This window comes from Kluyvera sp. CHPC 1.2972 (assembly GCF_036759925.1).
Classification (GTDB): domain Bacteria; phylum Pseudomonadota; class Gammaproteobacteria; order Enterobacterales; family Enterobacteriaceae; genus Kluyvera.
Map to the genome: position 1 here is coordinate 149,211 of NZ_JAPKIB010000008.1, position 24,141 is coordinate 173,351.

The following is a 24,141-nucleotide window of genomic DNA, read 5'->3' on the forward strand; positions in this document are numbered from 1 at the left end:
ATGGCAAAGCAGCACTCTGACGACCTGAACGAACCGTCACGTCGTCGTTTATTAAAAGGGATCGGCGCGCTGGGAGGCGCGCTGGCAATTTCCGGCGGTTGCCCGGTGGCGCACGCGGCGAAAGCCAGCGAGGCGCCGACGGCCAATAGCCGGATGGAAACCCAGCCGTTTTACGGCGAGCATCAGGCAGGCGTACTGACGCCGCAGCAGGCCGCGATGATGCTGGTAGCATTTGACGTGTTAGCGGCAGATAAAGCAGACCTTGAGCGTCTGTTCCGTCTGCTGACAGACCGCATTGCCTTCCTCACCAAAGGTGGCCCTGCACCGGATACACCTAATCCACGTTTGCCGCCGATGGACTCCGGCATTCTCGGTGCGTTTATCGCCCCGGATAACCTGACCATGACGGTATCGGTCGGCCAGTCACTGTTCGACAGCCGTTTTGGCCTGACGGATAAAACGCCGAAGAAACTACAGAAGATGACGCGCTTCCCGAACGATGCGCTGGATGCGGCCCTGTGCCACGGCGACCTGCTGCTGCAGATTTGCGCCAACACGCAGGACACGGTGATCCACGCGCTGCGCGATATTATCAAGCACACGCCGGACTTGCTCAGCGTGCGCTGGAGGCGGGAAGGGTTTATCTCCGACCACGCGGCGCGCAGCAAAGGGAAAGAGACGCCAATCAACCTGCTCGGTTTTAAAGACGGCACCGCCAACCCGGACGGCAGCGATAAACCGCTGATGGACGAGGTGGTATGGGTGACCGGCGATCAGGGTGAACCGGCGTGGACGAAGGGCGGTTCGTATCAGGCCGTGCGTATTATTCAGTTCCATGTTGAGTCCTGGGATCGTACGCCGCTCAAGGAGCAGCAGACGATTTTCGGGCGCGACAAGCACAGCGGCGCGCCGCTGGGTATGAAGAACGAGCACGATGCCCCGGACTACACTCGCGACCCGAACGGCGACGTGATTGCGCTGGACAGCCATATTCGTCTGGCCAACCCGCGGACCAAAGAGACCCAGTCGAGCCTGATGATGCGTCGGGGATACAGCTACTCGCTGGGCATTTCCAACTCCGGCCAACTGGATATGGGCCTGCTGTTTGTCTGCTACCAGCACGACCTGGAAAAAGGGTTCCTGACGGTGCAGAAACGCCTGAACGGGGAAGCGCTGGAGGAGTACGTGAAGCCGATTGGCGGTGGGTATTTCTTTGTGCTGCCGGGTGTGGCATCGGAGAAGAGCTATCTGGGTAGTTCATTGTTGCAGGCCTGAGTGCAGTCCCGGCGGCGCTACGCTTGGCCGGGCTACATTGTACGGCACGCATTTGTAGCCCGGGCGAGCGCAAGCGACCCCGGGATTTCCCCCCAACTTCAGAATATCGCCAAAAATCAGTCCTTTTTTTTCATTTCTTCCCTGATTGATATAAAACTGTCACATAAGTGTCAGATGCTATCTCTGTAAGTTATCGTTATGTTTATGTAAAAATTATGTTGCATCTTTTGTTGATTTGGATGTAATAATAAATATAGCGGTAGTTTCCGTTTCACTATGGAGATCGCGAATGGTAGCGTCCTTGACTGGACTAAGCAGAACCTCAACCCGCACCATCCCGCGCGGAGGCCCTCTCTCCGGCAGCGATTTCGTCACCTCAATTTTTCATCCAATTCGAATTCAACTCGTTGTTCCCGACGTATTGTGCGGTGCGCGTAGCCGTGCGTATTCGTCATTTCGACAGGCAGTTGCTATGGCTTACAAGGAAGCCAAACCTCAGACGTTCGTGCGCATAATCGCGCTGCTTTCAGCGCGTGTGATGTATACCAACAACTCAAGGTGCTATCCATGGGAAGACAAAAAGCAGTGATCAAAGCTCATCGCGAAGCAAAACGTGTGCTGAGACGTGACTCACGCAGCCACAAACAACGTGAAGAAGAATCGGTCACCTCGCTTGTGCAAATGAGTGGTGGAGTGGAAGCAATCGGTATGGCGCGCGACAGTCGCGACACCTCGCCGATTGCCGCCCGCAATGACGCTCAGGCCCACTACCTGCATGCTATCGAGAGTAAGCAGCTGATCTTCGCCACCGGCGAAGCGGGCTGCGGCAAGACCTGGATCAGCGCAGCGAAAGCTGCGGAGGCGCTCATTCATAAGGATGTGAATAAGATTATCGTGACGCGTCCCGTCCTTCAGGCCGATGAGGACCTGGGGTTCCTGCCCGGAGACATTGCGGAGAAATTCGCCCCATACTTCCGCCCCGTCTATGACGTGCTGGTGAAACGACTGGGCGCCTCCTTTATGCAATATTGCCTGCGCCCGGAAATTGGTAAGGTAGAGATCGCGCCGTTCGCCTACATGCGCGGACGTACATTTGAAAATGCGGTGGTGATTCTTGATGAGGCTCAGAACGTCACCGCGGCGCAAATGAAGATGTTCTTAACCCGCCTCGGGGAGAACGTCACGGTTATTGTGAACGGGGACATCACCCAGTGTGACCTGCCGCGCGGCGTCCAGTCCGGGCTTAGCGATGCGCTGGCCCGCTTTGAAGAAGATGAGATGATAGGCATTGTTCGCTTCACCAAAGATGACTGCGTACGCTCGGTGCTCTGCCAGCGCACGCTGAAAGCCTACTACTAACCGCTGTAACGTCTGCAAAGCCCGGGGAAAACCGGGCTTTGTTTTATATTCGCATTTCCACGATTATTATTTTCGCACTTAATATTGAGTGGATAAAATAATGTTTTTAAATATTAATTATCAATTCCAAAGGAATGAAGATAATAAATATTTTAAATGAGCATCTTTGATTTAATAAATTATAGTGGATTAGAAATTTAAATATACCTTATGTTAAAAACAGAAACATTAACCCTAATCATTTAACAAAATTAAACGACTAATTTTTTGTTTGTGAGCTATTTCATCATTTTTTTGTCGGGAATAGGGTATGGTTTGTTAGCATTTGAATTGATTTGGTGTATGCGGTGAATCGTAAATATAAATTACACGAATTTCTTGATGTTGAGCGCTTACAAACTCTCCAGGACAATTTCAGCAAATCAATGTTGATTGCGCTTGTTGTGGTGGATCAAGACGGCGTTCCTGTGACTCATCCCAGCGGATTTTCCGATTTTTGCGCCCGCTCAAGAATGAATCAATCGCTCGCAAGGCATTGCTATAATAGCGATAGCGCAGGTGGGGAAGCCGCAATGCGTGCCGGAAAACCGGTGGTGTATCGCTGCTACTGCGGCTTTGTCGAGTTCGCGGTTCCCATCATGATTAATAATCATTATCTTGGTGCCTTTATTTCCGGTCAGGTGAAGGTTGAGGAAGAGAAAGAGAAAAGCATTCCCTACATCCTCGACAACAACCATCTCTGGCAGGAGAACACGTGGATTACCAATCTGCATGATAATATGCAGCGTATGCCCTATGAGCGCTTTGAGTCTACGGCCTATACGCTTCTCCATGTGGCTTCTTACCTTGTTGAACAGGCTCATACCAACAATATCGAGCGTGAGTTACGCCATAAAGAGCAAGAATTAACCAGCGAATTACGTAAACGAGTGGAAATCGAACGCTCATTACATGATGCCGAGTTCAAAGCGCTCTCGTACCAGATCAACCCCCACTTTTTATTCAACGTGCTAAACACGATTGGCCGGCTGGCGTTTCTTGAAGACGCCAATCGAACGGAAACCATGGTGCATGATTTTTCGGACATGATGCGCTATCTCCTGCGTAAAAATAACAATGGATTGATAACCTTGGGTCAGGAGTTGAATTACGTAAATTGCTATATGGCTATTCAAAAAGTCAGGATGACGGATCGCTTTGACTACGTCTGCGATATTGCCGAGAAATATAATAATGTGGTGTGTCCATTTTTAATTCTTCAGCCATTGGTGGAGAATTTCTTTAACTATGTCGTCGAACCACGAGAAGTGAAAAGTCATATCATTTTGCGTGCTAATGATGACGGTAAGGATGTGATCATCGAGATCACCGATAACGGTGATGGCATCTCTGCTGAAGATATTGAACATATCCTCTCCGGGAATCAGAACCGACAGAAAGGCGGCATTGGTATTAACAACATCAAGAATCGTCTACAGCTGCTGTTTGGCGAGAATTATGGCCTGCAGATAACCAGCCCCCATAAGCCTATGTTTGGTACCACCATAAAGCTACGCTTTCCATTATTGGCCGCCTGAGAGTGGAGTGTGCATATGTATAATATTGTCATTGTTGAAGATGAGCATATTGAGCTGGAATCACTCAAGCGCATCATCTCACGTTGCGTTGAGAACGTTGTCATTCATGAGGCGTCGACGGGGCGAAAAGCGATTCAGCTTATTGATGAGCTTAACCACATCGACATGATGTTTGTCGATATCAATATCCCATTGCCTAACGGTAATCAGGTGATTGAGTACCTCAAGCAAAAAAACACCGATACCAAAGTGGTTGTGACGACGGCAAATGATGATTTTGACATCGTTCGCCGGATGCTCAGCCTGAAGGTGGATGACTATCTTTTAAAACCGGTTAAACAGAGCATCCTCCACGATACGATTCAGAAAACATTGTTGATTGACGAAGAGGAAGCCGCAGCGACCCGTGAACTCCGGCAAACCATCAGTGAATTGATCGGCAGTTGCGATTATTCCGGCTGGCACTCCTTTGTGTTTGATTTACTCGATACCGCTTGTCGGGAGCAGGTTGCTGGGGGCGTAAAAACGGTCACCGACGTACTGGAATTGCTCCAACAGTATCTGGCGGGGGCGGGTGAGAAGTATGTGTTATGCCGTCATAACGTTACCGACATGATCCAATATATTCGCCTGCATGGGCTGTCCGTTAACCACTACTGGCGGGTGATGGTTGGGCTGTTACAAATTAGTGATGATATTTTCGAGCAGGCCTTTAAACAGGCCAGTGGGAATATGGATTTTGTTGCACGAGCACAGTTCCATATTGAGAAAAATATCCTCAAGAACCTGACACTGGATGATATTGCGGCGAAAGCCTTTGTGAGTTCTTGCTACTTGAGTCGAGCCTTTAAAAAGGCCACCGGCATGGGGTTTTCGAGCTATATTACCGGCCGCAAAATCAACATGGCCAAATCGCTTTTACAATTCAGTGATCTAAAAGTGAATACAATTGCTCTCGAACTGTCCTGGCAGGATGCGAATTATTTCTGCCGAATTTTCAAAAAAGAGACTGGAATTGCGCCGTCGGACTACCGTCGGCAGGTCGCCGCTGAGCTCAACTGAACGATCCCGTTTTTTTTGCGCTTACGGCCCTCGTTAGCGCAAAAAAGTGCGCCATTCCAGCAATATAGTTTACGTATCCCAAAATCGGCGGCCGCTAGAATGGTCTATCCTCCTTCTAACGTGGCGCCGCCGTGGACGACTATCTTTTTACTTCTGAATCGGTTGCCGAAGGGCACCCGGATAAAATGGCAGACCAGATATCCGATGCCATTCTTGATGCATACCTGCTGCGCGATCCCTGGGCTAAAGTGGCTTGCGAATGTCTGGTGAAAACCGGCGCCGTCATTCTTGCCGGGGAGGTGACCTCCACGGCCACCGTTGATATTGAACAGATTGTACGCAGCACGGTGAAATCCATTGGTTACGATAGCTCAACGAAAGGCTTTGATGGCGCCACCTGCGCGGTCATCAACATGCTGGGCCAACAATCTGGCGATATTGCTCGAGGCATTCGCGCCAGTGAACCAACGTCGCTTGGGGCAGGCGATCAGGGCATTACCTTCGGCTACGCTTGTGATGAAACGCCGCAGTTGATGCCGGCGCCATTGCTGTTCGCACATCGGTTGATGGAGCGCCAGGCGATGCTGCGCAAAGCCCATCAACTTGATGGGTTACTCCCTGATGCTAAAAGCCAGGTTACGCTGCAGTATCGCAATGGGCAAATTTCTCATGCGGCGGCGATTGTGGTGTCTACCCAGCACCGTGAAGACATGCCGCTTAATGCGCTGCGTGAGGCGGTAATCGACGAGATTGTAAAACCGATTATTCCCTCGTCCTGGCTGACCTCTGATACGCGACTGTTGATCAACCCTGCCGGGCCGTTTGTGCTGGGTGGCCCGTTCGCTGATTGTGGCTTAACCGGCCGTAAAATCATTGTCGATACCTACGGTGGTGCCGCCTGTCACGGCGGCGGGGCGTTTTCTGGTAAGGATCCTTCCAAAGTCGACCGCTCTGCCGCCTATGCGGCACGCTATGTGGCTAAAAATATCGTTGCTGCCGGTCTGGCTCAGCGCTGTGAGGTGCAACTGGCCTGGGCGATTGGCTTACCTCGGCCGGTTTCAATCCGTATCAATACTTTTGCTACTTCCCGGTTGTCCTCAGCGTCGCTGGCGCGTCTGGTCGAGCGCCATTTTGATTTGAGCGTCTACGGCATGATTTGCCAGCTCGACCTGCTGGCCCCTCGCTACCGCCAGACGGCGTGCTATGGCCACTTTGGCCGGGAAATTTTTCCATGGGAGCGCACTGATAAAGCGGAGTTGCTGCGGGATGATGCCGCAACCTCAGCGTGTGCCCCCGTGGCTACTCTATCGAATTGCAAATAACAGGAGATATTTATGTCCGGGCAGAGCTTGGGTCTAATTGAAACCGTCGGTCTGGCGGTAGCGGTCGAAGCCGCAGATGCCGCCATGAAGTCTGCAAATGTTGACCTGGTTGGATACGAGCTGACGAAAGGCGGCGGTCTGGTGACGGTGAAATTCACGGGGGACATCGGCGCCATGAACGCAGCGGTATCGGCCGGTGTCGCTGCCGCAGGCCGCATTGGCCAGGTTTACGCCTGGAAGGTCATTGCGCGTACGGCAATCGGGATTGAACGGGTTATCAGCTCAGTCGAGACGTGCGGCGCTGCACCCGTTCAGCCGGTAGCGCCGGTATTGGAGCAAAAAGCGGTCGCGATACCGGTCGTTAACATTGAAGCCGTTGTCGCGCAGGAAGGATGCATGGCGGAAACGGAGTTACCTCCGTCACCGGTCGTCGAACCCGAATCAACTTCCGCGGCTGCTGCTGCGCAACCCCTCGCTGACGATGATAAGAAATCATCGCGCAGTCGCGGAAAAGGGCCCCGCCGATAACACGATAAGCCATAAATGAAAGCCACCTGCGGGTGGTTTTTTTATGTGCGCTACGCATAGAAAAACGCCATCGTGCCGGTAAGCGCGATGGCGTTTGCCACAATGGGAGCAATCAGGCGGCTTTGGCGGCTTTCGCTGTCGGCAGATGACGTTCGATTCCGTAACGATAAATAGCCGCGCCTAGCAGACCGCCAATCACCGGCGCAATGAGCGGGACGAGGAAATAGGGGATCTCTCTACCGCCGGTCATGGAAACCGTTCCCCACCCGCTCAGGAAGGTAAAGAGCTTCGGCCCAAAGTCGCGCGCAGGGTTCATGGCAAACCCGGTCAGCGGTGCCGTTGAGGCGCCAATAACCGCAACAAGGATCCCGATCAGGAGTGGTGAAAGCGGCCCTTTGGGTACGCCGTTACCATCATCGGTGAGCGCCATGATAAGGCCAACCAGCATTGAGGTAATGACGATTTCGACCAGCGCGGCGAGCCATACGCTGATGGAATCGGCTGGATAGGTTGAAAAAATACTCGCCAGATACAGGCTATCCTGGCTACCGCGCACGAGCTGGTGGGCGTGTTCGTAATCGGCGAACAGATTGTGGTAAATCAGATAGGTCAGAGCCGCGCCGCAGAACGCTCCGGCCATCTGCGCCACAATATAAGGGAGCACTTTTCTGGCATCGAAATTTGCGAACGCCCATAAGGATATGGTCACCGCGGGGTTAAGGTGCGCCCCGGACGTCCCGGCGGTCAGGTAGACGGCGAGCGCAATACCCAACCCCCATACTATGCAGATTTCCCACAGCCCAAAACTGGCGCCTGCCAGTTTGGCCGCAGACAGTACGCTGGTGCCAAAAAACAGAAATAAGCCGGTGCCAAGAAATTCTGCAATACATGGTCCGGTTAGGGATTCGTAGGGTTTACTCATGTTTTTTTCCTGTATTAAGCCCGTGTTTGCCATCGCTTAATGATGGGTAAGTACAATAGAGATAATGTTCAAGGGTATGTTTATTTTATTATTTGAGAGAACCATCAACCTCCGATATGGCAATGGAATCCCATTGATTCGACGATTTTCTTCAGACCTTCTATCTTATTTTCGGAATGCGATTGCGCATCACCCATCGGATAAATTCGACCGAGCAGGCTGTATTTATTCTCTCCGAAAGTATGGTACGGCAGCAGATGAATGGTATCGACTCCCGACATTAAGCGGGCAAACTCAGCGATGCTGCGTATTTCATCAGGATTGTCATTAACGCCAGGGATCACCGGAATACGGACAATGACTTTAGTGAGGAATGAAATTCGGATCAGGTTTTCCAGAATACGGCTATTATTGACTCCGGTATTTTCTTCATGCACCGCAGGGTTAATCGCTTTAATATCCGTTAAGGCTAAATCGATCCATGGAAAAACCTCTTCGATGGTTTCTTTACTCGTCAGGCCGGTGGTTTCAATGGCGGTATGCCATCCTTTTTCTTTGCAGGCTTTTAATAATTCGCGCGCAAATTCAGGCTGAGCCAAAGGCTCACCGCCGGATAGCGTGATGCCTCCGCCAGAACGCCGGAACAGATTCTCCTCCTTTTGTAATTCCCTGATCACGTCGCGCACAGTCATCCGTTTCCCCTTCATCTCCAGGGCCTGAGTAGGGCAAACGCGCGTGCAATCGCCGCACTGGATGCAGCGTTCGCGGTCAATGAAAAAAGGATTGCCGGGAGAAAGGGCTTTTTGCTTACAGGTATCGACGCATTTTCCGCAGCGGATGCAGTCATTTTTTTTATACACCAACTCTGGCTGCGGGCGCTGTGACTCAGGGTTGCTGCACCAGCGGCAGGTAAGGGGGCAGCCTTTAAAGAACGGAATAGTCCGGATACCAGGACCATCGTGCAGCGAATAGCGTTGAATATTGAATAAAACGCCCTCGGTTTCGTAGTCGACTCTCTTCATAACATCACTCGTCAAAAAACAGCCAGCGGCCCAAATTGAGCCTGAGAAAGGGCCATGCGCTGCGGCATGGCCCTGGCAGGGAGGAAAAATCAGAATTGCTGTTCGGTACGGCTGATGATGTCGTCCTGAACCTCTTTGGCTAAGACGACGAACTGTGCGCTATAGCCCGCCACGCGTACGACCAGATCCTGATGCTGCTGTGGATTTTTCTGCGCTTCCACTAGCGTTGCGCGATCGATAACGTTGAACTGGACGTGCATCCCTTTCTTGTCGAAGTAGTTGCGTACCAGCCCGCCAAAGTTACGCAGGCCTTTTTCGCCAGCCAGAGACGACGGCAGGAATTTCTGGTTATAGAGCGTCCCGTTGGAGGCGATAAAGTGGTCCAGCTTGGCGACCGAGTTGGCCGCTGCGGTTGGGCCAAGGGTATCTTTGCCCTGGCGTGGGGATACGCCATCTGCCAGCGGTTCTTTTGCCAGGCGTCCATCCGGCAGCGCGGTGACGTCTTTACCGAACAGTACGTTGGCCGATACCGGGTAGATGCCCGCCTGGAAGTTGCCGCCGCGCGGATTGGTGTATTTCTCTACTTCCTGGCAGTAAATCAGTGCGCACTGGCGGGCCACAAGGTCGACTTCATCAATGTCGTTGCCGAAACACGGCGTATTTTCCAGGATATGGCGGATCTCTTCATAACGAGAGACATCCGTTGTCGCCGGTGCGGCGGAGGTTGCAGTTTGAGAAAGCTGACGATAGACCTCCTCTTTGATGGCCGCTGGGTCAAGCGCGCCGTGCTGGCTAATAACCCGTTTCACGACGTCGTAGATATCCTGTTCCCCAAGCGATGTCTTCGCCGCTGCGCCATGAGGCGTTGCCCCAACGGGATAGCCGAAGTTTGCATCCAGCGCGCCTTTCAGCTCCTGAAGCGTCAGGCGTCGGTCTTCAAATACCTGCTTCTGAATGGCGTACACGGAGTCACCGGTATCCGCCACGCCAAAGGCCTGTGGGCCGGTGAAGTTATAAATGGCGCCGCCTTCCTGGAGTGATTTTCCCCGGCCGATGCAGTCATCAACCAGCGCGGAAAGGAAGGGTAGCGGGCAACGTTCACCATGGGCAATATCAACGCTGTTACAGGCTTCGACGAGCTGATGAACGAAATGCGCCATCTGCTTTTTGAAGGCGGTATAGAAGTCATCAATACAGGTGTACTGCGTCATCTCGCCGGTGATTGGGCCAAGCTGTTTGCTGCCTGAACGGCCGTTGTTGAGGGTAATTTCCAGCACTTTCGCCACGTTAAAGAACGCGGCATCGTGCCAGCCTTCCGTCCGGTGCGGTGCCTGCGGCTCCACGCAGCCAATGATGCAGTAATCACGTGCATCACGTAGTGAAACGCCTCGGTTTTGCAGCGATGGGATAATCACTTCGTCGTTGTACATCGCAGGGACGCCCAGCCCTAAGCGCACCAGTTCACAGGCGCGGTAGAGGAACTCATCGGGCGTACCCTGCCAGACGCGGATAGAGAAGGACGGCTGCGGCAGGCGAACGTGGGCAGTGGCTTCCATACACATGTAGGTCAACGGGTTGGTCGCGTCGCGGCCATCTTCAGTTTGCCCGCCAACGCACAGGTTCTGGAATACGGCGTAACCGGCAAAGGCCTGCGCGGAGATTTCATCGCGGGTTTTGTTGATATCATTAAGTTTGATCCAGCAGCAGTCCACCAGTTCCTGAGCAAACTCGGCATCAATCGATTTATCCGCCGCCAGATAAGGGTACATATATTGATCGAAGCGCCCTGGAGAGATGGAATGGCCGCTGGATTCAATTTGCAGCATGCTCTGGATAAACCAGAACGTCTGACAGGCTTCCCAGAACGTGGTGGCGCCATATTCAGGCACGCGAGTACAGTTCTGGGCAATTTGTTCCAGTTCGCGCTGACGAGTTGGGTCGCGCTCTTCGCGCGCCAGGCGGGTCGCTTCCTGTGCGTAGCGATGGGCGAAATTGATAGCAGACTGGTAGCTTAAGATAACCGCATGATAAAACTGCTCTTTTTTAATGTAGTCCGGAGAGGTGCGGTCGAGATTTTCCAGCGCGCGGTTTACTTCGTTAATAATACCGCGGAAACCGATTTTCAGGACCTTGCCGTAATCAACGCTGACATGGCCTACGCCGCCAAAGAAGTAGTTGCCGACGGTGAATACGCCGTTGCCCATACTCTCTTTGGTGCCTTCAGACATATACGATGCCGCTAATTCGCTGGTGGTTTTACCCGGCCAGTATGTAAAGGCCTGGTGCAGTTCTTCCGCCGTTTTCTTCGGAATGATAAACGGGTCGGCGACACGTTTTTCCATGGTGTCGAACTCTTTCTCAACCCAGTCATAAGAAAACTCAGGGCAGATCTCGGTGGAGCGAGGATTAATCGTCACTGCGCCGACAATAAGTTCGTCCGGGCGAATCGTTACCGGCAGTTCATTGAATATTTTCTCGACAACCTTTGCGCGGCGCATAATAGCTGGAAGCTGTTCGTTCTCTTTATATGCTTCAGTGGCTAATACAGCACGCTCAGATTCAACATAGGGTTTAGCATGCAGAATCATATTTTTGAGTCTGACAACACGTTCGGTCGGATTAGTAAAGCCTTTCTCTAACATACAATAACTCCCGAAATAATATGAGCGTGGTTTATTCACCACTGCTGAATTTTTTGAACTGACGGCAGCGCCGAGAACATTAGTGAATAATGCTGGTGCCGATTAAGCTAATAAACTGACGTAATAGCGCAGGGTGTCCCATCCAGGTTGCGGCGGTGACCAGATTGCCGTCCTGCACGGCTTCATCATCCGTTGAGGTCACCCACGTCCCGCCGGCCATTTCAATCTCCGGTTTTAACGTAAAATATCCCGTCAGCCTTTTGTCTTTCAATATGCCTGCAGCTACCAGTACCTGTGGCCCATGGCATACTGCGGCAATAGGTAATGAAAAATTATTTGCATAATGAATAATGTTCAGCACCGATTTATTCAGACGTAAATATTCTGGCGCTCGTCCGCCGGTAATATAAACACCGCAGTATTCCTGCATCCTGACTTCATCAAAAGATGCGGTTAAGCGAAATAAATGACCAGGCTTTTCACTATAGGTTTGATCGCCTTCAAAATCGTGAATAGCCGTTTTAATATATTCGCCACAACGTTTTCCAGGACAAACCACATCAACTCTGAAACCTAACATGCTTAATGCCTGAAAGGGCACCATGACTTCATAGTCTTCAGAGAAATCGCCTGCGAGAATCAGAACTCTTTTCATCAGCGAACTCTCAGAATGTATTTGAATCATCCTCAATAGTACGCATGGCTTCATTCACAGCGGCGACTTCACCGAATATAGCCAGCGTGGTGATATGTTGCGGGCAACTACCAAAGATTTCCGATACCGCTACGTGAGCACTTTTACTTGCCCGATCGGCGTAAAAGTACAAATCTGGTATCGGCAGCATAATCAACCCAACCGCATCGATACGCACCCGATCCAGACGGTTGCGAGACTCAGAAGGCATCCGCCGTTTCAGCATGGCCAGCGTTTCCGGCGTCGGTGCATTGATGATCCGTTTATTCATCTCTGGGTTACCCACTTTGCTTATATCAACGAATATTGAGCGCTTCGACCATCACGCAGCGACGATTTCTGGCAAATGTACGTGCGGAGGTCAGACCTTCCCCAGTTGGCCCGGCGATCGTAAAGGTGGCATGTCCTTCGCCGCCAACGCCGATGCCCGCGTAAGAAGGACCGTTTTTCACAAAAATCGTGGTCTGGATCAGACGCGCCATTTTGGTGAGTTTTTCCACGTTAGTGGAATGCATCATTGCCGTGTGACGATTGCCATGTTCAACCTGGATGGCTAACTCAATCGCTTCATCGACGTTCTCTACCCGCACCACCGGAAGAATAGGCATCATCAGTTCATGCACGACGAACGGATGATCGCGCTCGGTTTCGATCAGCACGACTTTGATCTCTTCCGGTACACTGAGGCCAATCTGCTGTAGAAGGTAACGTGCATCTTTCCCTACGAACGCCGTATTCGGTCCGGTTCCTTTTTCATTAAGCACCAGTGATTGCAGTTGCTGGATGTGCTGCTTATCGCATAGCAACCAGGCACCGCTTTTCTTCATGCAATGAATAAGATAATCCGCGACGTCATTGACGACGATGACCTCTTTTTCGGCAACGCAGGGCAGGTTGTTGTCGAAACTGCAGCCATTAATGATGTCACGCGCCGCTTTCTCGATATCGGCAGTCTCATCAACAACAGCGGGAGGATTACCGGCACCAGCACCCACGGCCTTTTTGCCTGACGACATCACCGTTTTAACAATTGCTGGCCCACCGGTGGCGACCAGCATATTGACGCGCGGGTCGTTGATGAGGGCATTGGTGTTAGCAATTGAAGGGGTTGAAACCGTCACCACCAGGTTTGCGGGCGCGCCAAGCCGTGCCAGCTGCTGGTTAATCAACGCAATGCAGTGCAGCGAGACGCGGCGAGAGCGCGGGTGAGGACTGAATACCACCGTGTTACCTGCAGCCAGCATACCGATGCTGTTATTAATGATGGTTTCCGTTGGGTTAGTGGTTGGTGTAATCGAACCGATGACACCGTAGGCGGAGTATTCGCTCAGCGTCAGGCCACCATCGCCGCTGAGTGCGCCGGTTGTCAGATCCTCAACGCCGGGCGTTTTTTGCGCGGCGACGCGGTTCTTGACCAGCTTATCGGCATAATTCCCCATCCCCGTCTCTTCTACGGCCATGTGAGAAATGGCCTGTAGCACCGTTTCTTGTAGAAATAGCTGGCGGATGCCATCAATAAAACGGGTACGATCCTGCATTGAGCAGTGGCGATACTGACGCTGCGCGAGCTGTGCTGCCGCAATGGCTTCATCCATTGTGGCAAAGGCGCCATCACCTGATGGCGAGTCGTCATCAGGTGCAGCATCGACGCGATTGGCCAGCACGCTGGCAATAATCGCATCAATGCCATCGCGTTCGGGGGTAGCCGGTTGGGGGCGACTTTCCCGGATGTCCGGTGCGGTTTTAGTGTATTTACTCAGAACGCGAGAGACGGCCTGAGTAATTTCAAGATCGTTCATGCTCTACTTTCCTTACATCACATCGCTTCGCACGCATTGCCGTTCGCTATCAAATATACGGTGTTGTTGTCGATTTGATTGGCGCCGGATCCAGGGTAGCCAGCAGTTGCTTCCCGACCTCTCTTGCTGCAATGACCGCCTGGCGAACGGCGCCAGAGTCACCGGCAAACGTGAAGATCACCTCATTACTAAAGCTGGTGCCTTTTGCCGGGCTGGCGTATCCCACAGGCTCAATGACCGCGGCTTTTGCCGCGGCATCGGCAACAACGATACCGATAGCCGCCGGTGAGGCGCAGGTCATCCCGAAGGATTTACCCAGCGGTGCGCCAAAGGCTTTGTTGAGGGCGTAGCTGGCACGGGCGGTGTACTGGAACTCCAGATGACCCGCCGGCGAACCGTAGACATCACCCATGGTGCGCTCGATTTCTCCCAGTGCGACTTCGATGGCACGGCGAACGTCGGAGACATCGGAAGCGCCGAAAATAATTAAACATCCGTGCCCGCCGCCGCCTTCGGTATCGCGAGCCAGTTCAATCGACAGAATTTCACTGTTCGTCGCTTTAATGGCTTCATCGGCCGCAAAAATATGCGGGCCCGCGCCAGTACGCGCGCCAAGAATACCGATAGAACGATATTTCTTATCGATCTCCATAACGTCATGCAGCTGGTGATCAACGTTTGCAATAACCAATCCGATGGTGTGACCAAGGGCTGTACCAACAAACTCGGTTAAACCACAGCCAGCAATGCTGGCCTTGGTTTTATTATTAACGTTGGCGTCAGACTGTTTATTCATTACCTCAGATATAATCTGTTCAACAAAATTATCTCTCATGGCCAGAATCCCCAGACGTTATTAACTAACCGCTTTTGGCAGGATTTTTTCCACTTCGATATGTGGGCGAGGAATAACGTGAACGGAGACCAGTTCACCGACTTTACCCGCAGCGGCAGAACCGGCATCAGTAGCCGCTTTTACCGCACCAACGTCGCCGCGAACCATAACGGTGACCAGGCCTGAACCAATTTTTTCGTAGCCGACCAGAGTGACGTTAGCGGATTTAACCATGGTATCTGCGGCTTCAATTGCGGATACCAGACCTTTTGTTTCAACCATACCTAATGCTTCTTGTTGCATAACGACCTCAATATTTAATATAGGGGTAAGCGGTAGTCATGAATTAACCTTTGGCAGAAAATTCATGTATCTAATAAATACGTCCATCATATTATTGTGCTAAGGACAAAATGTTTTGCCCGTCAGAGAGACTTTCTTGCTGTTTGGCATTATCCCAGACAATAAAATCCTCCCTATCAGCGATCGCAATATGTGATTCAGGCTGCGCCCTGGCATAGGGGGGAGAATGCTGCGGCATCCTGTGCAATCATTTTCTCTTCATTGGTTGGAATGACCGCCACGATGGGGGAACCGGGCTGCGAAATGACGCCTTCGCGGCCAGCAACCATCTGCCTATTTTTTGCCGCATCGAGAAGGATGCCAAACACGGACATTCTTTGTGCGGTAAGTTCACGCACCAGCGCTGAGTTTTCACCAATGCCACCGGTAAAAATAAGCGCATCAAAACGGTGTAGTGACGCGAGATGCGCGCCGAGATGGCGTGCAAGACGGTGCACCATAACGTCAATCGCAAGCGTGGCGCGAGGGTCGCCGTGGTTACGTGCGTCCTGCAAGGTTCGGCAATCGCTGGAGATGCCCGATATGCCATATAGGCCGGAGTCGTTATTGACCATGCTGTAGAGCGACTCAATGGTTTGTCCTGTACACCTGGCGATATAGGTGGCGGCACCGAAATCGAGATCCCCACAGCGGGTGCCCATGACCAGCCCTTCAAGCGGCGTCATGCCCATTGAGGTATCGACGCTTTCGCCATTTTTTACCGCACATACCGATGAGCCGTTGCCCAGATGGGCAATCAAAATGCCATGATTTGCCGGGTCGAGGTTTAAACGCGCAACGGCCTCTGCGGCGATAAAACGGTGCGAGGTACCATGAAATCCGTATCGCCTTACCTGATACTGCTGCTGATACTCATACGGGATCGCGTAGGTATAGGCTGCGGGCGGCAGGGTCTGATGGAATGCGGTATCAAATACCGCGACCTGGGGAAGGTGTGGCAGCAGGGCCATCGCGGCTTTAATGCCCGTCAGGTTGGCGGGATTATGTAACGGGGCCAGCGCTGAGAGTTCATGAATGCGGGCTATCACGGCGTCGGTGAGCAGAACAGACTGCTTGAAATCGCTGCCGCCGTGCGCAACGCGATGGCCAATCGCGCAGACTCGCGGGAGTAGCGCCGACTCGTCGAGTCTGGCGAAGAGCGTTTTTAGGGCGCAGAGGTGGCTGGACTCGGCCAGCGGCTCGGTAATCTTGCAGCCACCCGCCCCTTTAAAGGTGATGCAGGCATCTGCCAGACCGAGCTTTTCGGCGAGCCCTGAGAGCAGAGGCGTCTCTTCATTGAGCGGGAGCGTGGAAAATTTTAGTGAAGAGGAACCACAGTTAATAACCAGAACTAGTGATGATAACGGCATGATATACCTGTATTTTTTGAGATTTATTCAGGGGAAATAGTGAGCGGGAATCGTTCACGGCTAAATCGCGCGAGGGCCGCGCTGGCGATGGCGATGTCCTCATCGACGCTGCCGCCGCTGATGCCAATGGCGCCAAGCAGTATGCCGTTTGACCAGCAGGGAAGGCCGCCGCCAATGCCGCAGACGCCAGGTTCATTGTGTAAACCATAAAGGCTTGCGCCGGGCTGGATCTGCCCAGCGAGCTGCTGTGTCGGCATTTTCAGCGCGACGGCGGTCCAGGCTTTTTGGCCTGCTAGCGTATGGCTAATCAGCAGCGCATTATCCATGCTGAAAAAGTAGCGCTGCTGACCGCGGCTATCGACCAGGCTGAACACAATGGGAACTGCGGACTCATCCGCTGCATCCCGGGCATATTCCGCCAGGCGCGCGGCATCCTCCAGACTGAGCGTACGCGGTGATAGCTGAGACGAAATGGCCTGGTCAATCTGGTAGTCCAGTCCAGCGTTTGATTCAGGGGGCATGGCGTTTCCTCGCGAAGGGTTACTGACCGTTAAGATCGAGGGAGTCGACAATCCCGACGACCGCAGCATCGATGACGGAGTGTTCTTTGCTGGTACTCATGCGCGCTGAACTGCCGGTGGTGACGAGAACCGTTTCGCCATTTCCGGCACCGACGAAGTCAACGGCGACCTGCGCGGTTCCCGTCGGTTGATAGTGCTCATCCAGACGGGCGACGATCAGCAGCTTTGCGCCGTTGAGCGATGCGTGTTTGGTGGTCGACACCAGCGCACCGGTTACCTTTGCCAGATACATAAGTCCTCCTGGAGGGGTTGAACAATAACGAGATGGCGATCGCGGATTTCATCCTGGGCGGCCGGGGTAATCAGCGTGCGGCTGTCTATTTTCAGCGGTTGCCCTTGAGGATGCTGGCGTACGTCGCTGAGCGTAATCAGGGAGCGACGCGAACGTAATCCCGGCGTCGATTCTGGTAGACCGATCACGGTAAAACCGTACTCAGTAAGCGTGCTGGCGTAGTTCATCAGGCGCGCTTTCAGGGCCGGTGGTAGCGCGGAGTGGCGATCGGGACGGCATTCAGGATTGAGAGTGATAATGGCGGTTTTACGCACGCTGAGTGCATGGAAAGCCCAGCGGCATACCAGATTATCGCGGATACCGAGCGCAATTTTACTCAGGCTGTTCGTTGAGAGCGCCGGGAAAAAAATGTCGTGATAATTGCTCTGCGCTGACGATGGAGGCTGATTGTCGCAAATAACTTCCACCCCTTGCTCCGCCAGCGCTTGCAGGCAATGAGACTGTAATAAAGAACGTCTGGCGCTGTGTGAAAAGGCGATGACCAATAGGTAACCGCAGCGTTCAAGCGCGATGAGGCACTCCAGGGTGGAGGGGAGCGTGGAGAGATCCTCTCCGCTCAAAACGACCCGCATGACTTTATTGTGGCTCTGCAGGCGTCGTTTGCGCTGCGCCAGCATCTCATCAATAACGGTATCCACGAGGTGAGAGAGTTGCTGCGTATCCATAGTTTCCCTTCTCAATGGCTGTGCATCGCAATGCCGAGTGGCGTGACGAGAAGCGGTTGCGGCGCCTGCACCACCCGTTTGCCCGTCGTCTGGCGAAAAACTTCGGCGAACTGATGAAAACTGCTGGCGCCGCCGACCAGATAGAGCGTGTCAATGGGGTAGCGGGCTACCCATTCGGCCACCAGCGAGGCCATTTTTTCGGCAACCGGGCGAACCAGCGCGAACACCTGTTCTTCATGCTCCGGCGCCTTTTTCATCTCTTCCGCTTGTGCAAAAGAGAGGCCTAGCGCACCGGCAATCACCAGCGTCATATGATTGCCGCCGGTTGGTTCATCGGCGCTAAAAACGACCTCTCCGTTCCTCAGGATGCTAATGCCGGTGGTGCCGCCGCCAACGTCAACGACGGCGCCGTCGCGAATATTCAGCGCCAGAGCTGCGGCAACCGGTTCATCAACAATGCGCGTGACCTCAAGTCCAGCGGCTTCCACCATGTTGACGATGACTTTCGTGTTGCCGGGGAGGATCCCCGGCGGAATGGCGGTAGCCGCGTGGGTCAGTGGCCTTCCCAGTCGCTCCTCAAGCGAGGTTTTCAGACGGCTAACCACCCGACTTGCCGCCAGAAAATCGACAACAATGCCGTCTCTCACCGCGCACGAAGGGTGACTGATGCCGGCGATGGGATTATCGTTCTCATCCACCACCACCAATGCGATATTGGCCGTTCCAGGATCGACGCCGACCTTGATATTCCCGTCGTAAGGCGCACATGCTTCACGGCTGACCCATTCCGCCAGTGCCTGTAATCGCAGGGTTTCAGGGCTGTCAGCCATCGTGGCATTCCGTCATGGCGCGCGTGACGCAATCGCCGTTGCGTAAGCCGACGCTATTCGCTTCTTCCACGTCGATATGCATTTCCAGCACGGCATCTTCACTCACGCGTACGACAACGTGGCTGAGAACGCCGCCGCGCTGTCCCGCAACCTGGACGTCTATCTCCATGCCGTCCTGCAATCCGGACTGGCGGGCCTGTATCGGGGAAATATGAATGTGCCGCCAGGCGACAATTGTCCCTTCCGTTTTTTTGATCGATCCGCGTGGCCCAATAATTTCAATGCCAGGTGAACTCTCGAGATCGCCGGACATACGGACGGGCGCTTTGACGCCCAGCGTAAAGCCATCGGAAACGGAAATTTCGATCTGGGTAGCGCGACGGAGAGGACCGAGTACGCGAACGTTGGCGAGCTGTCCTTTTGGACCGCGCAGCGTAACCGTCTCTTCGGCGGCATACTGGCCAGGCTGTTTTACCGCCTTCATACGGGTGAGGGTAGAGCCGGATCCGAACAGGGTGTCCATATCCTCCCGACTCAAGTGCACATGGCGATTGGAGATACCAATCGGAATTTCCAGCGCCTGCGGCACGGGGGAAAATGGGATACCGCGTGCGGCAAGTTCCTGAATAATCTGTTGCGTAATTAGTTCGGCTTGCTGTTGGCTAGAGTTCATAACGTCAACGACCTAAAAGGGTGAATGGAGCAATATCCAGAGTATTCGCTTCTGCGAGGGGCTTTTTGCCCCGACGCAGGACTTTTTTGACGGCCCGACAATTCAAAGACAACGTTGTCCAGATTTACCCGGTGATGCCCGTCAACAGTTGCTCAATATCAGCGGCCGTTGGTCGACAAGGATTCGAGGCGGTGCAACCATCAGAGAGGGTGGCGTGAATAAGTTGCTGGTGTAATGATTCGACCTCGGCACGATCTTTACCCGCTTCGCACAGGGTCGCGGGAATACCAAAATGACGATTCATTTCGCGAATGCGGTTGCTCAATGCGTTCAACGTCTGTTCTGGCGTGGCGGATTTGATGCCCATGATTGCCGCGCATTTCAGGTAACGAGGAATGGCGTGCGGCGCATGTTGAATATTCCAGTCGATGATACCCGGCAGCAACATGGCGTTAATTTTGCCGTGCGCAATATGCAGCATGCCGCCGATGGCATGCGCCATGCCGTGAACTAGCCCCAGGCCGGCGGAGTTAAATGCCATCCCCGCCATACATGATGCGTTGTGCATATGAGTTCTGGCCTGAATATCCGTTTCGTTGTGGAAGATCTCGGGGAGATGCTGCCAGACCAGTGCAATCGCTTTTTCCGCGAGCGCATCGCTGAAATCATTCGCACCACAAGAGACCAGCGCTTCAATGGCGTGCGTCAGTACATCCATACCGGTATCAACGGCGACCTGGCATGGAACCGATAGCACCAACTGCGGATCGAGAATGGCGTAATCGGGTATCAGCTCGGCCGCTACCAGAGGATATTTCCGCCCATTTTGCGGATCGGAAATAATGGCATAAGAGGTGACTTCTGAGCCGGAACCGCTGGTCGTTGGAATCGCCACCAGTGTTATCGAACAGTCCGCAAGTGATTCTTCCAGCGTGGCCTTGATGCCCTTAGCGGCGTCAAGCGATGACCCGCCGCCCAGCGCAATAATGACCTCAGGCTTAAAACGCATAAATTTTGCGGCGCCCGCCTGCAGGGTGGCGACGCTTGGATCGGGCTTGACGTCGCTAAAAATAGATACGGAGGCCTGCGGCATCTCGCTAATCAGATAGCGCGTCTTCCCCGACGTCACCATAAAATTATCCGTCACGATACCGACCTTCTTATTACCTAGCTGGCGTAATGCCTGAATCGCATTTTCGCCAAAATAGACTTTAGGAATAGAAAAAAAATCGCTCGCCATCTCTCGATCACCTTTATCCCGTCATACATCGTGCCGGGGTATGCACGCTGCTTATAAAAAGAGAGCAAATGGTGGCATAGGCGGTAAAAAAATAAGCTAGTCATGTTTGTGCACTGACAGGATTATGTTGTTGCCGTCTTTGAAGGTGGACAAAAAAAGACAGGAGCAGCAGGGCGCTGTTGCAAATACAACACCTGCAGCAACGGCGTGTTGCAAATCCCACTCTCTGGTACTCGCGGTTAAGCATAACTGCCTGAAATACGGGCTACTAAAGCTGGCATAAACATTGCTATCAACACATATAACCTAAAAGTTAAAAGATGCAATCATTCATTCCTTAATGGGATATGCATGAATATCAATCAGATATTGCATTTTTACCGTGCTGATAACACCACCCGAGACCATGCTATGTCAGAGACTCAAATAAACCCCGACTACACCCGCGCGGCACCCCATGCGCACGTGATTACCCGCGATGAAGAGGCGATTAGCATCGCTCACGAGATTGCCGCTTTTCTGCAGCCCGGCGCGTCCGAGCGCGACCTCAGCGGCGTGGTACCGCCCGAGGTGGTTAATGCCTATTCCAACAGTGGGCTGTGGGGCATTACCGTGCCGCGCCGTTTTGGCGGTGCAGAGGTGTCGGCCGCGACACTCGTGGCGGTGATTGCCATTATCTCCGCCGCTGACCCGGCGCTGGGGCAAATTCCGCAGAACCACTATTGCCTGCTTGAGGATATTCGCCTGCAGGGGGATGAAGAGCAGCAGCGCTATTTCTTTGACCTGGCGCTGAAGGGTTATCGCTTTGCCAATGCGCTGTCAGAGATCGGCGGCAAAACGGTGCAGGACATCCAGACGCGGATTAGCCATACCGCCGATGGTCTGCGTATCAACGGTCGTAAAGGTTATTGCACCGGCTCGCTGTACGCCCATTGGCTCGGGGTGCTAGCGCTGGATGATGACGGACATGCTCAGCTGGCCTTTGTACCGCGCGGAACAAAGGGGCTGACGGTGGTAAACGACTGGGCGTGCCTGGGGCAACGCACCACCTCAAGTGGCACGGTGCTGGCCGAAAACCTTCGCGTGGAGCCGTTTAACCTGATACCGACCTGGAAATCCTACGACACGCCAACGCTCGCCGGGCCGTTTGCGCAGTTGACCACTGCGGCCATAGATGCCGGGATTGCCCGCGCGGCACTGAACGATACCGTCAGTTTTGTGAATCAGTTTGCCCGACCGTGGATTGATGCCGGTGTCGAGCGTGCTGGGGATGACCCGCTGACCGTCTACCAGATTGGCGCGCTCGATAGCCGTCTGGCCGCCGCCGATGCGCTGCTGGAGCAGGCTGGGAAGGTGCTGGATCGCTATAAACATGACCTCTCGGAGGAGACGGTGGCGCTGGCGTCAATTGCCGTGGCGCGTGCCAAGATTTTCACCACCGAAGCCGCGCTGGAAGCCGCCTCGCGGCTGTTTGAGCTGGGAGGAACCCGCTCGACGCACCCTCGCTATAACTACGACCGCCACTGGCGTAACGGACGCGTGCATACGCTGCATGACCCGGTGCGCTGGAAGTATCACCTGCTGGGCAACTGGGTGTTGAACGGCAAGCGCCCGGCGCGTCATGACTGGAACTGAGGAGAGATCATGCTCGCTTTTCTGGCCGGAATTGACTGGAACGATGTGGCGCAGGCGGGGCTGGATACGCTGGTGATGCTCGCCTGTGCTCTGGGGTTTACGGTACTAATTGGGCTGCCGCTGGGCGTCATCCTCTATCTGACGGGGCAGCCCCGGCTGCTGTATGCACCGCTGCTGCATCGGGTGCTGTCACTGCTGGTGAACGTAATGCGTTCGCTGCCGTTCATCATTCTGCTGATTGTGATGATCCCGCTGACTACGTTAATTACTGGCACTTCGCTGGGCGTGCAGGGCACTATTCCGCCGCTGGTGGTGGGCTGCGCGCCGTTTTTTGCTCGCCTTGTTGAGACCTCGTTGCGCGAAGTAGACCACGGGCTGGTGGAGGCCAGTTGGGCGATGGGAGGCAACACCTGGCAACTTATCTGGCACACCCTGCTGCCGGAGTCGCGCGGTGGACTGATAGCAGCGGTAACGGTAACCGCCATTGTACTGGTCGATTACACCTCGATGGCCGGGGTGATTGGCGGTGGTGGTTTAGGCGACCTGGCGATTCGCTTTGGCTATCAACGTTTTCAGACTGACGTGATGGCGGTGACGGTCGTACTGCTGATTGCGCTGGTACAAATTCTTCAAATGAGCGGCGACCGCCTGGTGCGCCGCATGAGCCGTAAATAAGATAATAGACAGGATGAAATGATGAAAAAAACCGTGATAGCCGGGCTGATGGCGCTGTTCTCTTTATCTGCGGCGGCCAATGAAACTCTGGTGGTGGGCGCGACGCCGGTGCCGCATGCTGAAATTCTGAATTTTGTGAAGCCGCAGCTGGCAAAAGAAGGGGTGGACCTGAAGATTAAAGTCTTTAATGATTTTATTCAGCCAAACCAGCAGCTTGCTGAAAAGAATCTGGATGCGAACTACTACCAGTATCGTCCGTTCCTTGATGATTACAACAAGACGCGCCATACCAATCTGGTGCCGGTGGTGGGCGTGCATATCGAGCCATTTGGCGCGTACTCGACCAAATACACCAGCATCAAGGATCTGCCGGATGGCGCGAGTATCGCTATCCCTAACGATCCGGTGAATACCGGCAGGGCGCTGGTGCTGCTCAGCGAGGCTGGACTTATTACGCTCAAGAACCCGGAAGATCCTCAGTCGACGGAGAAAGATATCACCGCCAACCCGCACCATTTCAAAATTCGTCCGCTGGAAGGGGCGATGCTGGCGCGGGCGGTAAGCCAGGTTGATCTGGCGTTTATCTTTGCCAACTATGCGCTGGAAGCAGGAATTGATACCGATAAAGCGCTGATTGTGGAAAAGGGGAAAAGTCTGTACATCGAATATCTGGTCGCTCGCCCGGATAACATCAACGATCCCGGTATTCAGAAACTGGCGAAGGCGCTGAATTCCGATGCGGTGCGTCAGTTTATTCTGACTCGGTACAAGGGAAAAATTGCGCCCGGATTTTAGGAGTGA

General features: G+C 53.5%; 24 protein-coding genes. 9 read left to right on the forward strand and 15 right to left on the reverse strand.

The features are described 5' to 3' along the window. The 6 genes from efeB to V6944_RS14550 all read left to right on the forward strand — a co-directional run bounded on the left by efeB (position 1) and on the right by V6944_RS14550 (position 7,123). On the forward strand, positions 1 to 1,275 hold the full coding sequence (gene efeB, locus V6944_RS14525) for an iron uptake transporter deferrochelatase/peroxidase subunit (protein ID WP_333499467.1): 1,275 nt from the start codon (positions 1 to 3) through the stop codon (positions 1,273 to 1,275). Positions 1,276 to 1,842: 567 nt separating this feature from the next. Continuing rightward, positions 1,843 to 2,634: a phosphate starvation-inducible protein PhoH gene (gene phoH, locus V6944_RS14530; protein WP_333499468.1), complete on the forward strand. Its 792-nt coding sequence runs from the start codon at positions 1,843 to 1,845 to the stop codon at positions 2,632 to 2,634. Between the two features lie 347 nt (positions 2,635 to 2,981). Continuing rightward, positions 2,982 to 4,211, forward strand: coding sequence for a sensor histidine kinase (locus V6944_RS14535; protein ID WP_220439863.1), 1,230 nt, complete (start codon positions 2,982 to 2,984; stop codon positions 4,209 to 4,211). A 15-nt stretch (positions 4,212 to 4,226) separates the two neighbouring features. Beyond that, on the forward strand, positions 4,227 to 5,273 hold the full coding sequence (locus V6944_RS14540) for an AraC family transcriptional regulator (protein WP_333499469.1): 1,047 nt from the start codon (positions 4,227 to 4,229) through the stop codon (positions 5,271 to 5,273). Positions 5,274 to 5,404: 131 nt separating this feature from the next. Then, a complete protein-coding gene (gene metK / locus V6944_RS14545) occupies positions 5,405 to 6,595 on the forward strand; it encodes a methionine adenosyltransferase (protein ID WP_333499470.1) in 1,191 nt (396 codons plus the stop codon). 27 nt (positions 6,596 to 6,622) lie between these two features. Beyond that, positions 6,623 to 7,123: a BMC domain-containing protein gene (locus V6944_RS14550; RefSeq protein ID WP_333499471.1), complete on the forward strand. Its 501-nt coding sequence runs from the start codon at positions 6,623 to 6,625 to the stop codon at positions 7,121 to 7,123. Positions 7,124 to 7,235: 112 nt separating this feature from the next. On the opposite strand, the gene V6944_RS14555 is transcribed toward V6944_RS14550, so the two are convergent. The 15 genes from V6944_RS14555 to V6944_RS14625 form a co-directional block, all read right to left on the reverse strand. Further along, positions 7,236 to 8,045: an MIP/aquaporin family protein gene (locus V6944_RS14555; protein WP_333499472.1), complete on the reverse strand. Its 810-nt coding sequence runs from the start codon at positions 8,043 to 8,045 to the stop codon at positions 7,236 to 7,238. Between the two features lie 104 nt (positions 8,046 to 8,149). Continuing rightward, complete coding sequence (locus V6944_RS14560; protein WP_333012573.1) at positions 8,150 to 9,067, reverse strand: glycyl-radical enzyme activating protein; 918 nt, start codon at positions 9,065 to 9,067, stop codon at positions 8,150 to 8,152. Positions 9,068 to 9,156: 89 nt separating this feature from the next. Then, positions 9,157 to 11,709, reverse strand: a complete 2,553-nt coding sequence (gene grpM, locus V6944_RS14565; protein ID WP_333499473.1) for a glycyl radical diol dehydratase GrpM — start codon at positions 11,707 to 11,709, stop codon at positions 9,157 to 9,159. A 79-nt stretch (positions 11,710 to 11,788) separates the two neighbouring features. Next, complete coding sequence (locus V6944_RS14570) at positions 11,789 to 12,364, reverse strand: DJ-1/PfpI family protein (protein WP_333499474.1); 576 nt, start codon at positions 12,362 to 12,364, stop codon at positions 11,789 to 11,791. A gap of 10 nt (positions 12,365 to 12,374) precedes the next feature. Beyond that, a complete protein-coding gene (locus tag V6944_RS14575; RefSeq protein ID WP_220439871.1) occupies positions 12,375 to 12,674 on the reverse strand; it encodes a BMC domain-containing protein in 300 nt (99 codons plus the stop codon). A 25-nt stretch (positions 12,675 to 12,699) separates the two neighbouring features. Continuing rightward, entirely contained in the window at positions 12,700 to 14,202 is a 1,503-nt protein-coding gene (locus V6944_RS14580) for an aldehyde dehydrogenase family protein (RefSeq protein WP_333499475.1), read from the reverse strand. A 49-nt stretch (positions 14,203 to 14,251) separates the two neighbouring features. Beyond that, the gene (gene pduB / locus V6944_RS14585; protein WP_333499476.1) at positions 14,252 to 15,037 is read right to left on the reverse strand and encodes a propanediol utilization microcompartment protein PduB; all 786 of its coding nucleotides are present in this window, start codon (positions 15,035 to 15,037) and stop codon (positions 14,252 to 14,254) included. A gap of 21 nt (positions 15,038 to 15,058) precedes the next feature. Next, complete coding sequence (grpH, locus tag V6944_RS14590; protein WP_004863596.1) at positions 15,059 to 15,340, reverse strand: propanediol utilization system shell hexameric protein GrpH; 282 nt, start codon at positions 15,338 to 15,340, stop codon at positions 15,059 to 15,061. A gap of 197 nt (positions 15,341 to 15,537) precedes the next feature. After that, the gene (gene tdcD, locus V6944_RS14595; RefSeq protein WP_333499477.1) at positions 15,538 to 16,749 is read right to left on the reverse strand and encodes a propionate kinase; all 1,212 of its coding nucleotides are present in this window, start codon (positions 16,747 to 16,749) and stop codon (positions 15,538 to 15,540) included. A gap of 23 nt (positions 16,750 to 16,772) precedes the next feature. Further along, positions 16,773 to 17,270 carry a GlcG/HbpS family heme-binding protein gene (locus V6944_RS14600; RefSeq protein ID WP_333499478.1) on the reverse strand — a complete coding sequence of 166 codons (498 nt, stop codon included), beginning with the start codon at positions 17,268 to 17,270 and terminating at the stop codon, positions 16,773 to 16,775. Positions 17,271 to 17,289: 19 nt separating this feature from the next. Next, positions 17,290 to 17,562, reverse strand: a complete 273-nt coding sequence (locus tag V6944_RS14605) for a EutN/CcmL family microcompartment protein (protein WP_220439876.1) — start codon at positions 17,560 to 17,562, stop codon at positions 17,290 to 17,292. Further along, a complete protein-coding gene (locus V6944_RS14610) occupies positions 17,544 to 18,287 on the reverse strand; it encodes a hypothetical protein (RefSeq protein ID WP_333499479.1) in 744 nt (247 codons plus the stop codon). Before V6944_RS14610 ends, V6944_RS14605 begins: the two co-directional genes overlap by 19 nt. An 11-nt stretch (positions 18,288 to 18,298) precedes the next feature. Continuing rightward, positions 18,299 to 19,117 (reverse strand): ethanolamine utilization protein EutJ, encoded by an 819-nt coding sequence (gene eutJ, locus V6944_RS14615; RefSeq protein WP_333499480.1) that lies wholly within the window; start codon positions 19,115 to 19,117, stop codon positions 18,299 to 18,301. Next, positions 19,110 to 19,790, reverse strand: a complete 681-nt coding sequence (pduL, locus tag V6944_RS14620; protein WP_333499481.1) for a phosphate propanoyltransferase — start codon at positions 19,788 to 19,790, stop codon at positions 19,110 to 19,112. Before pduL ends, eutJ begins: the two co-directional genes overlap by 8 nt. A gap of 124 nt (positions 19,791 to 19,914) precedes the next feature. Next, on the reverse strand, positions 19,915 to 21,030 hold the full coding sequence (locus V6944_RS14625) for a 1-propanol dehydrogenase PduQ (RefSeq protein WP_333499482.1): 1,116 nt from the start codon (positions 21,028 to 21,030) through the stop codon (positions 19,915 to 19,917). 411 nt (positions 21,031 to 21,441) lie between these two features. Here V6944_RS14625 and V6944_RS14630 point away from each other — a divergent pair, with 411 nt between their 5' ends. Genes V6944_RS14630 through V6944_RS14640 form a run of 3 tightly spaced genes read left to right on the forward strand, consistent with a single transcriptional unit; the run spans position 21,442 to position 24,135 of the window. Beyond that, entirely contained in the window at positions 21,442 to 22,665 is a 1,224-nt protein-coding gene (locus V6944_RS14630) for an SfnB family sulfur acquisition oxidoreductase (protein WP_333499483.1), read from the forward strand. Positions 22,666 to 22,674: 9 nt separating this feature from the next. Beyond that, complete coding sequence (locus V6944_RS14635; protein WP_333499484.1) at positions 22,675 to 23,340, forward strand: methionine ABC transporter permease; 666 nt, start codon at positions 22,675 to 22,677, stop codon at positions 23,338 to 23,340. 21 nt (positions 23,341 to 23,361) lie between these two features. Further along, a complete protein-coding gene (locus tag V6944_RS14640; RefSeq protein WP_333499498.1) occupies positions 23,362 to 24,135 on the forward strand; it encodes a MetQ/NlpA family ABC transporter substrate-binding protein in 774 nt (257 codons plus the stop codon). Positions 24,136 to 24,141: the final 6 nt, after the last annotated feature.

Bases quoted from the DNA above. Each gene is read 5' to 3' on its own strand.
- phoH (WP_333499468.1), top strand. From the start codon at position 1,843: ATGGGAAGACAAAAAGCAGTGATCAAAGCTCATCGCGAAGCAAAACGT.
- V6944_RS14580 (WP_333499475.1), bottom strand. From the start codon at position 14,202: ATGAACGATCTTGAAATTACTCAGGCCGTCTCTCGCGTTCTGAGTAAA.
- V6944_RS14625 (WP_333499482.1), bottom strand. From the start codon at position 21,030: ATGGCGAGCGATTTTTTTTCTATTCCTAAAGTCTATTTTGGCGAAAAT.
- V6944_RS14540 (WP_333499469.1), top strand. From the start codon at position 4,227: ATGTATAATATTGTCATTGTTGAAGATGAGCATATTGAGCTGGAATCA.
- V6944_RS14560 (WP_333012573.1), bottom strand. From the start codon at position 9,067: ATGAAGAGAGTCGACTACGAAACCGAGGGCGTTTTATTCAATATTCAA.
- V6944_RS14610 (WP_333499479.1), bottom strand. From the start codon at position 18,287: ATGGATACGCAGCAACTCTCTCACCTCGTGGATACCGTTATTGATGAG.
- efeB (WP_333499467.1), top strand. From the start codon at position 1: ATGGCAAAGCAGCACTCTGACGACCTGAACGAACCGTCACGTCGTCGT.
- V6944_RS14640 (WP_333499498.1), top strand. From the start codon at position 23,362: ATGAAAAAAACCGTGATAGCCGGGCTGATGGCGCTGTTCTCTTTATCT.
- V6944_RS14555 (WP_333499472.1), bottom strand. From the start codon at position 8,045: ATGAGTAAACCCTACGAATCCCTAACCGGACCATGTATTGCAGAATTT.
- grpH (WP_004863596.1), bottom strand. From the start codon at position 15,340: ATGCAACAAGAAGCATTAGGTATGGTTGAAACAAAAGGTCTGGTATCC.
- grpM (WP_333499473.1), bottom strand. From the start codon at position 11,709: ATGTTAGAGAAAGGCTTTACTAATCCGACCGAACGTGTTGTCAGACTC.
- V6944_RS14635 (WP_333499484.1), top strand. From the start codon at position 22,675: ATGCTCGCTTTTCTGGCCGGAATTGACTGGAACGATGTGGCGCAGGCG.
- pduB (WP_333499476.1), bottom strand. From the start codon at position 15,037: ATGAGAGATAATTTTGTTGAACAGATTATATCTGAGGTAATGAATAAA.
- V6944_RS14630 (WP_333499483.1), top strand. From the start codon at position 21,442: ATGTCAGAGACTCAAATAAACCCCGACTACACCCGCGCGGCACCCCAT.
- V6944_RS14600 (WP_333499478.1), bottom strand. From the start codon at position 17,270: ATGCCCCCTGAATCAAACGCTGGACTGGACTACCAGATTGACCAGGCC.
- V6944_RS14570 (WP_333499474.1), bottom strand. From the start codon at position 12,364: ATGAAAAGAGTTCTGATTCTCGCAGGCGATTTCTCTGAAGACTATGAA.
- pduL (WP_333499481.1), bottom strand. From the start codon at position 19,790: ATGAACTCTAGCCAACAGCAAGCCGAACTAATTACGCAACAGATTATT.
- eutJ (WP_333499480.1), bottom strand. From the start codon at position 19,117: ATGGCTGACAGCCCTGAAACCCTGCGATTACAGGCACTGGCGGAATGG.
- tdcD (WP_333499477.1), bottom strand. From the start codon at position 16,749: ATGCCGTTATCATCACTAGTTCTGGTTATTAACTGTGGTTCCTCTTCA.
- V6944_RS14575 (WP_220439871.1), bottom strand. From the start codon at position 12,674: ATGAATAAACGGATCATCAATGCACCGACGCCGGAAACGCTGGCCATG.
- V6944_RS14605 (WP_220439876.1), bottom strand. From the start codon at position 17,562: ATGTATCTGGCAAAGGTAACCGGTGCGCTGGTGTCGACCACCAAACAC.